Source organism: Arthrobacter sp. Y81, from assembly GCF_002929335.1.
Taxonomy (GTDB): domain Bacteria; phylum Actinomycetota; class Actinomycetes; order Actinomycetales; family Micrococcaceae; genus Arthrobacter.
Genome location: NZ_PJIL01000030.1, coordinates 1 through 12,291 on the forward strand (window position 1 = coordinate 1; position 12,291 = coordinate 12,291).

General features: G+C 67.9%; 12 protein-coding genes and 1 riboswitch. Of the genes, 8 read left to right on the plus strand and 4 right to left on the minus strand.

Going from position 1 to position 12,291, the window contains the following annotated elements:
- Positions 1 to 118: 118 nt before the first annotated feature.
- The 3 genes from CXQ91_RS22955 to CXQ91_RS22965 all read right to left on the minus strand — a co-directional run bounded on the left by CXQ91_RS22955 (position 119) and on the right by CXQ91_RS22965 (position 2,530).
- Positions 119 to 664 (minus strand): YceI family protein, encoded by a 546-nt coding sequence (locus CXQ91_RS22955; RefSeq protein WP_104176171.1) that lies wholly within the window; start codon positions 662 to 664, stop codon positions 119 to 121.
- A gap of 123 nt (positions 665 to 787) precedes the next feature.
- Positions 788 to 1,852: an LLM class flavin-dependent oxidoreductase gene (locus tag CXQ91_RS22960; RefSeq protein WP_104176200.1), complete on the minus strand. Its 1,065-nt coding sequence runs from the start codon at positions 1,850 to 1,852 to the stop codon at positions 788 to 790.
- An 81-nt stretch (positions 1,853 to 1,933) separates the two neighbouring features.
- Positions 1,934 to 2,530, minus strand: a complete 597-nt coding sequence (locus tag CXQ91_RS22965; protein WP_104176172.1) for a phosphoribosylanthranilate isomerase — start codon at positions 2,528 to 2,530, stop codon at positions 1,934 to 1,936.
- Positions 2,531 to 2,669: 139 nt separating this feature from the next.
- On the opposite strand from CXQ91_RS22965, the gene CXQ91_RS22970 reads away from it, so the two are divergent.
- The gene (locus CXQ91_RS22970; RefSeq protein WP_104176173.1) at positions 2,670 to 3,311 is read left to right on the plus strand and encodes a HutD family protein; all 642 of its coding nucleotides are present in this window, start codon (positions 2,670 to 2,672) and stop codon (positions 3,309 to 3,311) included.
- Positions 3,312 to 3,338: 27 nt separating this feature from the next.
- Here CXQ91_RS22970 and CXQ91_RS22975 read toward each other — a convergent pair whose 3' ends face one another.
- Complete coding sequence (locus tag CXQ91_RS22975) at positions 3,339 to 5,306, minus strand: glycogen debranching N-terminal domain-containing protein (protein ID WP_104176174.1); 1,968 nt, start codon at positions 5,304 to 5,306, stop codon at positions 3,339 to 3,341.
- 209 nt (positions 5,307 to 5,515) lie between these two features.
- Between CXQ91_RS22975 and CXQ91_RS22980 the strand changes: the two genes are divergently transcribed.
- The 7 genes from CXQ91_RS22980 to CXQ91_RS23010 all read left to right on the plus strand — a co-directional run bounded on the left by CXQ91_RS22980 (position 5,516) and on the right by CXQ91_RS23010 (position 12,291).
- A complete protein-coding gene (locus CXQ91_RS22980) occupies positions 5,516 to 6,598 on the plus strand; it encodes a LacI family DNA-binding transcriptional regulator (protein WP_258074237.1) in 1,083 nt (360 codons plus the stop codon).
- 216 nt (positions 6,599 to 6,814) lie between these two features.
- A complete protein-coding gene (locus CXQ91_RS22985; protein ID WP_258074238.1) occupies positions 6,815 to 7,306 on the plus strand; it encodes a hypothetical protein in 492 nt (163 codons plus the stop codon).
- Positions 7,307 to 7,356: 50 nt separating this feature from the next.
- Positions 7,357 to 7,422: riboswitch (guanidine-III (ykkC-III) riboswitch) on the plus strand.
- Between the two features lie 9 nt (positions 7,423 to 7,431).
- Positions 7,432 to 7,755 (plus strand): multidrug efflux SMR transporter, encoded by a 324-nt coding sequence (locus tag CXQ91_RS22990; protein WP_104176177.1) that lies wholly within the window; start codon positions 7,432 to 7,434, stop codon positions 7,753 to 7,755.
- Complete coding sequence (locus tag CXQ91_RS22995; RefSeq protein WP_104176178.1) at positions 7,755 to 8,141, plus strand: multidrug efflux SMR transporter; 387 nt, start codon at positions 7,755 to 7,757, stop codon at positions 8,139 to 8,141. Before CXQ91_RS22990 ends, CXQ91_RS22995 begins: the two co-directional genes overlap by 1 nt.
- A gap of 64 nt (positions 8,142 to 8,205) precedes the next feature.
- On the plus strand, positions 8,206 to 8,835 hold the full coding sequence (locus tag CXQ91_RS23000) for a nucleoside/nucleotide kinase family protein (protein WP_104176201.1): 630 nt from the start codon (positions 8,206 to 8,208) through the stop codon (positions 8,833 to 8,835).
- A gap of 187 nt (positions 8,836 to 9,022) precedes the next feature.
- Complete coding sequence (locus CXQ91_RS23005; RefSeq protein ID WP_104176179.1) at positions 9,023 to 11,215, plus strand: bifunctional diguanylate cyclase/phosphodiesterase; 2,193 nt, start codon at positions 9,023 to 9,025, stop codon at positions 11,213 to 11,215.
- A gap of 65 nt (positions 11,216 to 11,280) precedes the next feature.
- The gene (locus tag CXQ91_RS23010; RefSeq protein WP_104176180.1) at positions 11,281 to 12,291 is read left to right on the plus strand and encodes an aldo/keto reductase; all 1,011 of its coding nucleotides are present in this window, start codon (positions 11,281 to 11,283) and stop codon (positions 12,289 to 12,291) included.

A 12,291-nucleotide genomic window follows, 5' to 3' on the forward strand; every position in this document is an offset into this window, starting at 1 on the left:
CAAGCCCCACTCCACTCGGAGGTCTTCTTTTTGTCACCTAACCACGCCGCACGTTCCTAACGTCCGTGGACAATACAACTAGGCCTGCGCCCCGCCGCAGGCCACTTCCTCGCGGACCCTAGTCCTTTTTGACCAGGGCTGCCTCCACGTTGATCTTGACCTTGTCGCTGACCAGCAACCCGCCGGCTTCGAGGGCGGCGTTCCACGTCAGTCCGAACTCCTTGCGGCTGATTTCGGCCTCGGCGCTGAATCCTGCCCGGGTGGCGCCAAACGGATCAACAGCCACGCCGCTGAACTCCACTTCGAGTTCCACGGGCTTGGAGACGCCGCGGATGGTGAGGTCGCCGGTGACGGTGTAGTCCTCGCCGTCGCCTTCGATGCCCGTGGCCCGGAACGTCATCTCCGGGTAGTTTTCGACGTCGAAGAAGTCCGCCCCGCGCACATGGGCATCGCGGTTCGCGTCGCCGGAGTCGAAGCTTGCCGTTTTCACCGTGGCGTGAAGGCTGGAGGCCGCCAATGACTGGCCCACGTGCGCGTCCGCCGAGGCGTCGGTGAACCGGCCGCGGACTTTGCTGATGCCGGCATGGCGGACCGAGAACCCGATTTCACTGTGGGACATGTCGAGGGTCCAGATGCCGGGGGTAATGCCTTGGGGAAGAGTCACAATGGGTCTCCTTCGACTGGGTTGGCGGGCTTGGGACCGCCGGTTCTTCGGGGTGCTCCCCCAGCTGAATGCTAGCGAACAGACATAGCCACGGCTAGCCTCCTGTGAAACCGCCTAAGCCGCCTAACTCCCGGTCTTCGCGCCGTGCGCGGCGGCCGCGGACCACTTGGGCTGCCAGCCGATGGCGGGCGCTATATGGCGGGCAATGTTGCCCAGGAGCTTGGCGTTGAAGTCCACGCCGAGCTGGTTGGGGACCGTGAGCAGGAGTGTGTCGGCGGCCTGCACCGCGGCGTCCGCCGCCAGCTCCTCGGCGATCGCTTCCGGCTCACCCACGTAGCTCTTCCCGAACCTCGCCACGAGTCCGTCGATGACGCCCACCTGGTCACGCCTTTCCCGCAGGGCGCTGAGCCCGAAGTACCGGCGGTCCTCGTCGTCCACGATCGGCAGCACGCTGCGGCTGACCGATACCCGGGGCGTGTGCTGATGGCCTGCCTCGGCCCAGGCGCTGCGGAACATGCTGATCTGCTCCGCCTGGAGCTGGTCGAACGGCACACCGGTGTCTTCGGTCAGGAGGGTGGAGCTCATCAGGTTCATCCCCTGTTCAGCTGTCCACACTGCGGTGGCGCGGGAGCCGGCGCCCCACCAGACCCGGCGGGCAAGATCCGGCGAGTTAGGCTGGACCGGCAATTTGCCCGTGCCTCCGCCGAAACGGGAATCGCCCTCGGCCACGCCGGCGCCGGTAATGGCGTGCCGGAACACTGCGGCGTGCCGGCGGGCCATGTCCGCAGGGGTTTCGCCTTCGGCCGGGACGTGGCCAAACACGGCGGCGCCGTCCCTGGCAGGTTCCGGCGAACCGCGGCTGATTCCCAGCTGCAGCCTGCCGCCGCTGATCAGGTCGGTGGCGGATGCTTCCTCCGCCATGTACAGGGGGTTTTCGTACCGCATGTCGATCACGCCCGTGCCCATTTCGATCCTGCTGGTGCGGGCGGCGATCGCGGCCAGCAACGGGAACGGCGAGGCCTGCTGCCGGGCGAAGTGATGCACGCGGAAGAAAGCGCCGTCGATCCCCAGCTCCTCGGCGGCCACGGCCAGCTCGATGCCCTGCAGCAGGGCATCCCGGGCGGTCTGCGTCCGGGACCCCTCAACGTTGCCCCAGTGGCCGAAGGAAAGAAATCCGATGCGCTTCATGACTGCGGCAACAAGAATCCGGCAGTCTTCATTCCGGCCGGCGCTGGGCATCCCGGCCGTCCGCAAACGGCAGTGGCCGAGCTAGGCCTTCGCTGCCAGGACGAAGGCCCTGATCTTCGCCAGGTCCTTCACTCCGCGGGAACTTTCGACGCCGGAGGAGACATCCACTCCCCAGGCACCGGCTTCCTTCGCGGCCATTGTGACGTTGACGGGGTCAAGGCCGCCGGCCAGCAGCCAGTTCCGCCCGCCCAGCCCCTTGGCCTGCACCGAACCGTAGTCCCAGGCCTCGCCGGAACCGGGCACGGCGGCGTCAATCAGCAGGACGTCCTCGCCCCAGCTGCCAAACGCTTCCGGGGAGGCACCCATGGTGACTGCCCTGATGACTTTCATGCCGGCGTCGTGCGCTGTTTTGACATCCTCCGGGGTGCGGTCGCCATGGAGCTGGATCCACTCCAGGCCCGCCTCGCGGGCGACGGCGACGGCGTCTGCCACCGGCTCGTGGCGGAACACGCCCACTGCCGGCGTGCCGGCCGGAACGTGGGCAAGGAGCTCCCGGGCCCGGGCAGGCGTGACCTCCCGCGGGCTTTTGGTCAGGACGAATCCGACGGCGTCCGCACCGGCTCCTGCCGCTTCCAGGACAGACTCCGGCGTACTCAGGCCACACACCTTGACGAACATCTCTGGCTCCTCCTGCGAATTTCTCCTCCACCTGACGTTAGCAAGCCCGCCCGGCCCGCGCCGAGGTTACGCCAGGCGAGCTTCCCGGTGGTCGTGTCCATGTGGGCGTGGCCTGCCGTCCGGCCGATAGGCTGGGCGCATGGAGATCATCCGCTATGCCGAACTCAGAGCCGAACCGTGGCGCAACAGCGGCGGGGTAACCCGCGAACTCGCCAGCCATCCGAAGGCGGCTTCCGCCCAGGACGGCGCCTGGGACTGGCGCGTCAGCATCGCCGAGGTGTCCAAGGCCGGTGCATTCTCCGCCTTTCCCGGCATGGACCGCGTCCTGACCGTGATCGAGGGCGAACTCCTGCTCCTGACCGTGGACGGCGCCGAACACCCGCTGGAGAAGTACCGGCCGTTCCGGTTCTCCGGCGAGGCCGACACAGCCAGTGCACTGCCCACAGGCGACATCCGCGACCTCAATGTGATCACCCGGAACGGTGCGTTCAAGGGGTACACGTCCATCATCGAACTCTCCAAGAAGCGCGCCCACCCGGTCTTCGAAGGTCAGCTGGGCATCCTGCTGCAGGGCCAGGCCACGGTCAGCCCGAGTACCGCCGGTGCCGAGTCCGGAGCCTCCGGCGAAGGCGAAGGCGAAGCGCCCGCAGCAGCCCCGGGCTCCGCAGAGCCGGAGACGCTGGGTCGCTACGACGCCGTCGTCGGCTCCGACGACCGGACACCAGAGATCCTGGGCCGGGGTTTCCTGGCCGTAGTGTCGATCGACCGGGTTACCGGCTAGCAGCCGCGTTACCGACCGGCAGCCGCGTTACCGACCGGCGCTGGTGCCGGAGGACTGCAGGAGCTTCTCCTGTTCAGGCCCCACGGGTGTAAGTGCTGCGGCGATCACCACAGAGCTGGCCGAAGCCCAGGCCTGCGGACGGCAGCTCGCGGGAAACGGCACCGGTGTGCGCATGGTGTCCGAGCCGTGGCCCCCGAAGAGTTCGGGCAGCCGCCAGTCGTTGGCCTCGGCCACCTGCAGCAGCCCGGCCGCGAGCTGCGCCGCTTCATCCGCGAAGCCGTCGGCCAGCATGCCGCTGATGATCAGGGCCGTGTCATGGCTCCAGACCGCGCCTGCGTGGTAGCGCGTGGGCCAGTAGCCGCCGTTCGTGGTGGACAGCGTCCGCACTCCGTAGCCGGAGAACAAGGTGGGGTCCATGACGCGGCGCACCACGGTGAGCTGCTCTTCCTCGTTCAGGATCCCGGTGCCGAGCAGGTGCCCCATGTTGGAGGTCACACCGTCCACCGGGCGCTTGTCAGCGTCCAGGGCGAGCGCAGGGTACGCACCGAGCTCGTCCTCGCACCAGAACTGCGCGCGGAAGCGTTCGGCCATGCCGGCTGCATAGTCGCGCCATTCCGCGGCTCCCGGACGTGCGAAAGCCTCAAGGATTTCCGCGCCCACCATGGCGGCCTCGTAGGCGTAGGCCTGGACCTCGGCCAGCGCGATGGGCCCCTTCGCGAGCGAGCCGTCGTGCCAGCGGATGGCGTCGCCGGAGTCTTTCCAGCCCTGGTTCACCAGGCCGGTCCCGGACTCGTCCAGGTATTCCAGGAAGCCGTCACCATCCAGGTCGCCGTGGTCGCGGAGCCATTCGAGGGCGTCCAGCAGGTTGGGCAGGAGCTCTTCCACCTCGGCGTCCGGCAGACCGGCCTTCCAGGCATCGTGCAGGAGGCAGATCCACAGCGGCGTGGCGTCAATGGTGCCGTAGTACACGGGCGGGAGTCGCAGTGCCTGGCCGCTCTCGGCCATGGTCAGGACGGTCCGCCGGACCTCGTGCAGGATCTTCCCGGGCTGGACGGCCGTGGTGTGGTCCGTCTCGGTGCCCTGCCGGCCCGCGAGGGCACGGAGTGTTCCGCCCGCAATGGCGGTGTTGATGGGCAGCAGCATGCGGGCCGCAATGATCGAATCGCGGCCGAACATGGTGAAGAACCACGGCGCCCCGGCTGCCAGGAACGTGTCATGCGGATGCGAATAGTGCGCCAGGCGCAGGCTGTTGAGATCGCTGACGGACCGCTCCAGGAGCCGGTCCAGCCGAGGATCGTCCGACGCCGGAGCAACAATGGGCCCCCCGTCCGCTGCGAGCATCGGTGAATCCGCATCGGTCAGGTCCACGGCCCAGCCCAGCTGGACGGGCACTCCCGGCTTCACTTCCACAGCCCAGTCGATGGTCACCTTGCTGGCACGCGTGCTGACGGTTCCGTTGTCCGCGGTCAGGGTCAGCGTGGTGTCCGTGTCCCGCCACGACCACGTGGGCGCCTGCAGTTCCACCGGGGCATGGCCGCGCCCGCCCTGCTTGACCTGCTCCATGGTGGTGTTGTCCGCGCCGAGGGTCAGCCGGACGTTTAATGTCACCGGCTGCAGCATGGCCGATTCGAGGCGTAGCGTCTCCGCCACCGTCCCGGAGCAGCCGGTGAGCGTCTCGGTGGTGTCGCCCGCGCGGAGACGGCTGGACGCGGCCGTGCGCGTACGCACCAAGGAGAGCAGGGGGTCGGCCACCTCGGCGTCAGCGCGCACAAAGTAGATGTAGTCGGTTTCCGTGGAGGAACGCAGCTGCGTTGACACCCATTCCGGCTCCCGCCCGTCCACGGTGAGGACCGCGGTGTGGATCACCCGGTCATCGCCGCAGTAGATCCCCTGCGCCCCGGCATGCCGGATCTGCCCGTGCGCGTCGGACCACGCCTGGATCGGGGCGCTGAAGACGCCGGAGAGATTGTGCAGGTATGGCTGTTCAGAGGCCAAGGATAAACAACTCCTGGTGATGTTGGATGGGCGGGCAAAGACGGCCGTCCGCATTACCTGCGGGCACCTGGGCCCCCAAATTTGATCGATCAAATTTTGTGCGCTTAGATCGTCTCACACGTTACTGTGTGAGGGAAAGGCCAGCGTGCTGATGCCTTCACGGGATGCCTCCCACGCTGCCCGCCCAATCCGAATCCCAAGGAGTCCGCTTGCCCCGGCCCACCCTCGCCAGCCTGGCCAGCGAACTTGCCGTGTCGCGGCAGACCATCTCCAACGTGCTGAATGCGCCGCACAAGGTCAAACCCGCCACCCGGGAGCGCGTCCTGGCCGCCATCGCGGCCGCCGACTACCGGCCCAGTGCGGCCGCCCGCCAGCTGCGCACGCAGCGCTCCATGAACTTCGGCATACGGCTCTATCCCGCCACGGACGGCATCAACGGCGCCGTCCTGGACCGCTTCCTGCACGCGCTCACCGAAGCGGCCCAGTCAGCCGGGTACAGGCTGACGTTGTTTTGCGCAGATTCGGACGAGGACGAAGTCCGCCAGTACGAACAGCTCCTGGACGTCGCCGGGCTGGACGGCTTCATCCTGACCTCCAGCACCCCTGACGACGCGCGGTCGCGCTGGCTGCAGGAACGCGGCACGCCCTTCGCCGTCTTCGGCCGCCCTTGGGATGCCGACGGACACTCCGCGGCGGCGGAACACGCCTGGGTGGACGTGGACGGCGCCGCCGGAACGGAAGCTGCCGTGAATATGCTGCTGGCCCAGGGCCACGCCAGGATCGGCTTCCTGGGCTGGCATACAGGCAACCCGGTGGGCGCTGATCGCCGCCAAGGCTGGGAGCGCGCCATGACGGCTGCCGGATACGGCCGGGACGTGCCCGTCCTCGGCGCCGAGACGGAAGACACCGTCGCCGGCGGCGCAACCGGAGCGGCCCTGCTGGCATCGAGGGGTGCCACGGCCGTGGTGTGCTCCAGCGACTCGCTGGCCCTGGGAGCCATGGAGAAGCTCCGTGAGGCACGGCCCGGCGCTTTCCGGCCCGGCCAGCCCGCCGGGCCGGGCGGCCGAGCCGCGATTGTGGGCTTCGACGACACTCCCGTGGCCGCTGCACTGGGACTCTCCAGTGTCGCCCAGCCGGTGGAGGAGGCGGCGCGGCACATCATCCGCGTGCTGACGCACGAATTGGCGGCCACCCCCGCGGCGGCGATCGTCCCGCCGGCACGGCAGCTCCTCCTCGCGCCGCGGGTGGTGGAACGGATTCCGCTGCCGCTGGCGGCACCGGGTTCGGACTAAGGCGCCGGCCGGGACAGGAACCCGCCGGGCCTTGATCTTTCTACAGCGGTGCCCTAATGTCCCCAGCTACCAGGTGAATCCGTGGAGCCGATCATGCCCGAAAAAGAGTCCGCACAAGCCTCGCGCGACGCCAGTCCCGCCCTCCATCGGACTGCGCCTCTCGTGCTGATCGGCATAACATGCGGGATTGCCTGGGCTGCTGGATTCCGTGGCTACATGGTCGAACTCGCCGGCCCGGCATCCATATTCGGCTGGTGGGGGACGTTCGGCGCGATCCTCCTGCCTGGAGCCAGCGTCGGCGGACTCCTTGGCTGGGCCGAAGCACTCCGGCGTGCAGGCGGCCGGCGGGGGTGGCGCTGGCTCGCCCTCGCGCCGCTCGCATTCGCCATCGCGCCGCTGCTCATGCCCGGCGCGGTTGCAGCACTGCTCACGCAAGGCCTCGGCGGAGGCGCAATCGCCGTTGCCCTGATGGCGATCGGCGGGGGCTACGCTTTGTCCCGTCGCGGGCCCCTCTGGGCCAGGATCGCCTGCGGCCTCGTCAGCGCAGCCCTCACCGCGGCACTCGCCCTGGCCGGGCCCGGGATCGCCGGCCCCGTGCTCGCCATCACCGAACCGCGCGGCGCCTGGGTTGCGGTACTGGGAGCGTCGTTCATCGCAGTGCTTGCCCTTGCCTCCTCGATCCCGCACCGGCCCGCAGACAGGCGGTGACCTTAGCCACCAATGGTGGCCACCCGGCGTCGGGCGTTGCTACGCTGGGATCAAGGTTCCCCTCCGGAACCTCCGGACGACGGTTCAGTACCCGGCACGCGACAAGACTGGCCAAAGGATCTGTCATGTCGTGGTTAATCCTCATTCTGTCCGGGGCGCTCGAGGCCGTGTGGGCCGCAGCGTTGCACCGCACCTCCCAGGCCACAGGCCGCCGGCGCGTGCTTCCCATGGTCGTCTTCCTGGTTTCCGTCATCGCGAGCACCGGCGGCCTCGCCATCGCGATGCAGTCCATTCCCACCGGCACCGCCTACGCCGTGTGGGTGGGTGTGGGTGTGGTTCTGACCTCCGCTTACGCGATCATCACCAAGGTGGAACGGGCGACGGCGGGGCGGCTGCTGCTGCTCGCCGGGCTCGCCGCGTGCGTGGTGGGCCTGAAGGTGGTGGCGTAATGCTTAGCAAGAATGCGTCCGCCTGGCTGATCCTGCTCGGTTCCGCCGTACTCGAGGCCGTCTGGGCCACCGCCCTGGGGCTGTCCGACGGCTTCTCCCAGGCGCTCCCCACCATAGTCTTTGCCGTCACCGCCACACTGAGCATGGTGGGACTGGGGATCGCAGTGAAGTCAATCCCGCTCGGGACCGCCTACGCCGTGTGGGTGGGCATCGGCGCTGCCCTGACCGTCGGCTGGGCCATGGCCACCGGCGTCGAGCCTGCCAGTCCGCTCAAGTTGCTGTTCATCGCCGGGATTGTTGGCTGCGCGGCGGGGCTGAAGCTACTGCCGCAGGACCGCGGAGCCGCACAGCATTTACCGGCACGCCGGACTAAACAGCAACACTGACTAGGCTGGTGTCATGGTGACTTCTTCAGTGGACCCGGGCACTGCCCCACGGCTGGACGACGCCATGCTCCGGCATCCGGAGATAAGGGCGGCCGTGGCGGACCTTCGTGCCCACGTCGCGTCCGGGAAACGAATGCTTCTCGGCATCACAGGTTCGCCGGGGTCCGGCAAATCGACCTTCGCGGCCGGCCTGCACGCCCTCTTTGATGCCGACACGTCCGTGGTGGTGCCCATGGACGGCTTCCACCTTGGCAATGCGATCATCGACGGCACGCCGCTGCGGCAGCGCAAAGGGGCAATCGACACGTTCGACGTCGGCGGTTACCTTTCGCTGTTACGGCGGCTGGCGCGGCGGGATGAGCCCGTGGTCTATGCACCGGATTTCCGCCGGCAGATCGACGAGCCGGTGGCTGCGTCCATCGCGGTCCCGGCCTCCGTGCCCCTGGTGATCACCGAAGGGAACTACCTCCTGGCGGACCACCCCGCGTGGCGTCAGGTCCGGGCGCAGCTGGACGAGGTCTGGTTCATGGACACTCCCCCGGACCTTCGCCTCGAGCGGCTGGTGGACAGGCACGTGCACTTTGGCATGGACCGGCCCGCGGCGGAGGAGTGGGCCGGCGGCTCCGATGAGGCGAACGCACGGCTGATCGAGTCCACCCGCCCTGCCGCCGACCGCGTCATTCCCTGGTCCTAGCTGTTCCGGTTCGTTCACTGCGCGTTCCCCGCAGCCTTTAACGGATTTTTCCTGGAGTCTTTTTTCAGTGACACACCGCCCGGACCCCGCAGCCCTGTTAGCCTGCTCCTAGGATCACCGGACCATCAACGGGTCTCAGCCGGTGGCTGGGTCCCCCGTGGCTCCTGGACGCAGAGGACAACAGCACATGGATGGGAACGCGCCGGGCAAGGCATCGGGGCCGGTCTCCACACCGGCGGATACCGGCGTGGAGGGACCCGAGCGCACGTGGAGCCTGCAGCGCGAATGGTCCAGGGCCTTCCTGCTGATGCTCGCGGCGCTGCTGGTCGGGGCCGCGGTAACGATCGTGGGTGTGCGCGGCCTGATGGACCAGGTGCAGGCGACGTCCGCCCAGCTACATCTCGAGCTGGACAAAGTGGAAGTGCTGCGTTCAGCCCTCGACGCCAACGAGCAGCTGGGTCACCAGCTTCTCTCCAATGCACCGGGCGACCGCCCGGCCTTCATCAGCCAGCAGGAGGAGATCTCCCGGCTGTTCCAGGAAACCGCCACCCTCCTGCCGGGCGAGACGGGCATGCGGGAAACACTTGCCACCGCCCGCCAGTCCTGGCAGGAAGCCTTGACTGCACACGGCCTGTGGGGCAGCCAGGTGCAGTCGCTCCAAGGCAATCATGTGGCCGAGTCCCCGGCCTTCGCCGCGGCCAGCGCGCAAGTCCGCAAACAGCTGGCGGAAATCAGGCACTACTCGCTGTTGGAGATGGACACGGGACTCGCACACAGTGCCGAGCTCGAACGGCTCCTGATCATCGGGCGCAGCGTCCTGTTCGTGGTGGCGGTGGGAGCCACGGTGTACTTCCGCCGCAGGATGGTCAAGGACCTCATGCGGCCGGTGGAAAGCCTGCACAAGGGAGTCCGAAAGCTGCGGGGCGGCAACTACGACCACCGCATCGAAGTGTTCCGCCGCGACGAACTCGGCGAGTTGGCGGAGGCCTTCAACGGCATGGCCGCCGCCGTCCACAACAGCCACGTGAACCTGACGCATCGCGCCACCCATGACCCCCTGACGGGGCTGGCCAACCGTGCGGCGCTGATGGAACGCCTCACGGAATCCTTTGGCAGCGGGAGCACCCGCCGGAACCGGAGCGAGGGACTTCTGTTCATCGACATCGACGACTTCAAGGATGTCAATGACTCGCTGGGACATGAGCGGGGCGATGACCTGCTCGTCCAGCTGGCCACGCGCCTCCAGGGCTGCGTGCGCACCCACGACCTCGTTGCCCGCGTCGGCGGGGACGAATTCGCGATAGTTGTGATGGACGACGACGCCGGTTCCATTACCGCGGGAATCGCAGAACGGATCCACGAGGCACTGCGTGCACCTTTCTTCTTAGGCGAGGACCGGCGGACAGTCACGGCCAGCATGGGCGCGGCCCAGCGGCGGCCGGGCACCAGCGATGCGGCCGAACTGCTCCGCCAGGCGGATTTCGCGATGTACCTCGCCAAACACGGCGGCAAAGCCCGCTACCAGCTGTTTGATGCCGAGGGCTACGACCATATGACGTACCGCGCCGCCCTCAAACGAGACTTGGCCGCGGCCGTTTCCGGTGACCAGCTCCGCCTCGAGTATCAGCCGATCGCGAACCTGAACAGCGGAGAAATCGTCGGCGTGGAGGCGCTGGTGCGCTGGCAGCACCCCACCCTGGGACTGCTGGCCCCGTCCGAATTCATTCCACTCGCCGAGGAGACCGGAGACATCGACGCCGTCGGCTGCTGGGTGCTGGACACCGCAAGCCGCCAGGCGGCAGGCTGGCGGAAGGCCTTGCCGCAGTGCGAAAACCTCTGGATTGCCATCAACCTCTCAACCATCCAGCTCCCCAATCCCCGGAACCTGGCCGCCATCAAGCGCATCCTTTCCGACCCCGCAGCGCAGGCGGACAAGGTGGTGCTTGAAGTCACCGAAACAGCCCTGGCCGGCAGCACTGACGGCGGCATCGCAGCCCTTAGAACCCTGAAGGATACCGGCGTCCGCGTTGCCATCGACGATTTCGGCACCGGATATTCCTCGTTGAGCTCGCTTGCCGTGCTGCCGGCAGACATCCTCAAGATTGACCGTTCGTTCCTTGGGCGGCAGGCCTCCGCGGCGCAATCGGCGGCGATGCTCGAAGGCATCCTGGGGCTGGCCCGCATGCTGTCCCTCGAAGTGATCGCCGAAGGCGTGGAGGAACCCGGGCAGCTGGAGCTCCTCCGCGCCCTGGACTGCCAAATGGGGCAAGGCTACCTCCTGGCCCACCCGGGTTCCGCCGAAGCGATCGAGGCACTGCTGGCAACAGGAGCCCGCCTTCAGACCGGCCCGGCGGCGCTTGAGGAAGCCATCGATTCCTGAGGAATACCGGTCATCCCGCCGCGGTTGTTGGCAGGGAAACGGATTCACACCGAACGGAGCGCATCATGACTGCACTATCAGTCCACCTTGGCGACGGCCTCACCGTCAGTCCCCTGGGATTCGGCGGTATGGCCCTCACCCCGGTCTACGGCGGAGTGGACCAGGGCGAGGCACTGCGGACCCTGCACCACGCGGTGGACGCGGGGGTCAGCTTCATCGACACCGCGGATATCTACGGTGGCGGTAACAACGAGGAACTGATCGCCCAACTGCTGAAGGACCGCCGGGGCGAAGTGCAGCTGGCCACCAAGTTCGGGCTGGTAGGCACCCCCGGCAGCGGCTACACCGACATCCGCGGCGACCGTGCCTACATCAAACAGGCGGTGGAAGCCAGCCTCCGCCGCCTGGGTACCGACACCATTGACCTGTACTACATGCACCGCCGGGACCTCCGCGTTCCGATTGTGGAAACCGTGGAGGCCATGGCGGCGCTGGTGCAGCAAGGCAAGGTGCGGCACCTCGGCCTGTCGGAAGTGACAGCCGAGGAGCTGCGGGAGGCCAGCAGCGTCCACCCCATCGCCGCGGTCCAGAGCGAATGGTCCATCTGGAGCCGCGATGTGGAACGCAACGTAGTTCCCGCGGCAGCCGCGCTTGGGGTGGGGTTTGTGCCCTATTCACCGCTGGGCCGGGGATTCCTCACCGGCACGGTGGACGCTTCAAAGCTCGGGAGCGGCGACTTCCGCCGCAATATCCCGCGCTTCGCTGCCGACGCCGCGGACGCCAACCAGGGAGTGGTAGCCGCCGTGCAGGCTGTCGCCGACGAGCTGAGCGTTGCCGGGCGGGCTGCAACTCCCGCCCAGGTGGCGCTCGCCTGGCTGTTTGCCCAGGGCAAAAAGCTCGGCCTGGCCGTGGTTCCCATCCCGGGCACACGCAGGGCGGAACGGATAGACGAGAACCTGGGCGCCTTGGCGCTCAATTTGACCCCGGCGCAACTGGAGCGGCTCGGCTCCGCCGCGGACGCCGTCGTCGGCTCCCGCTCTGCGGACCCCAACTGGGTGTCCCAAGGCCGTGAATAG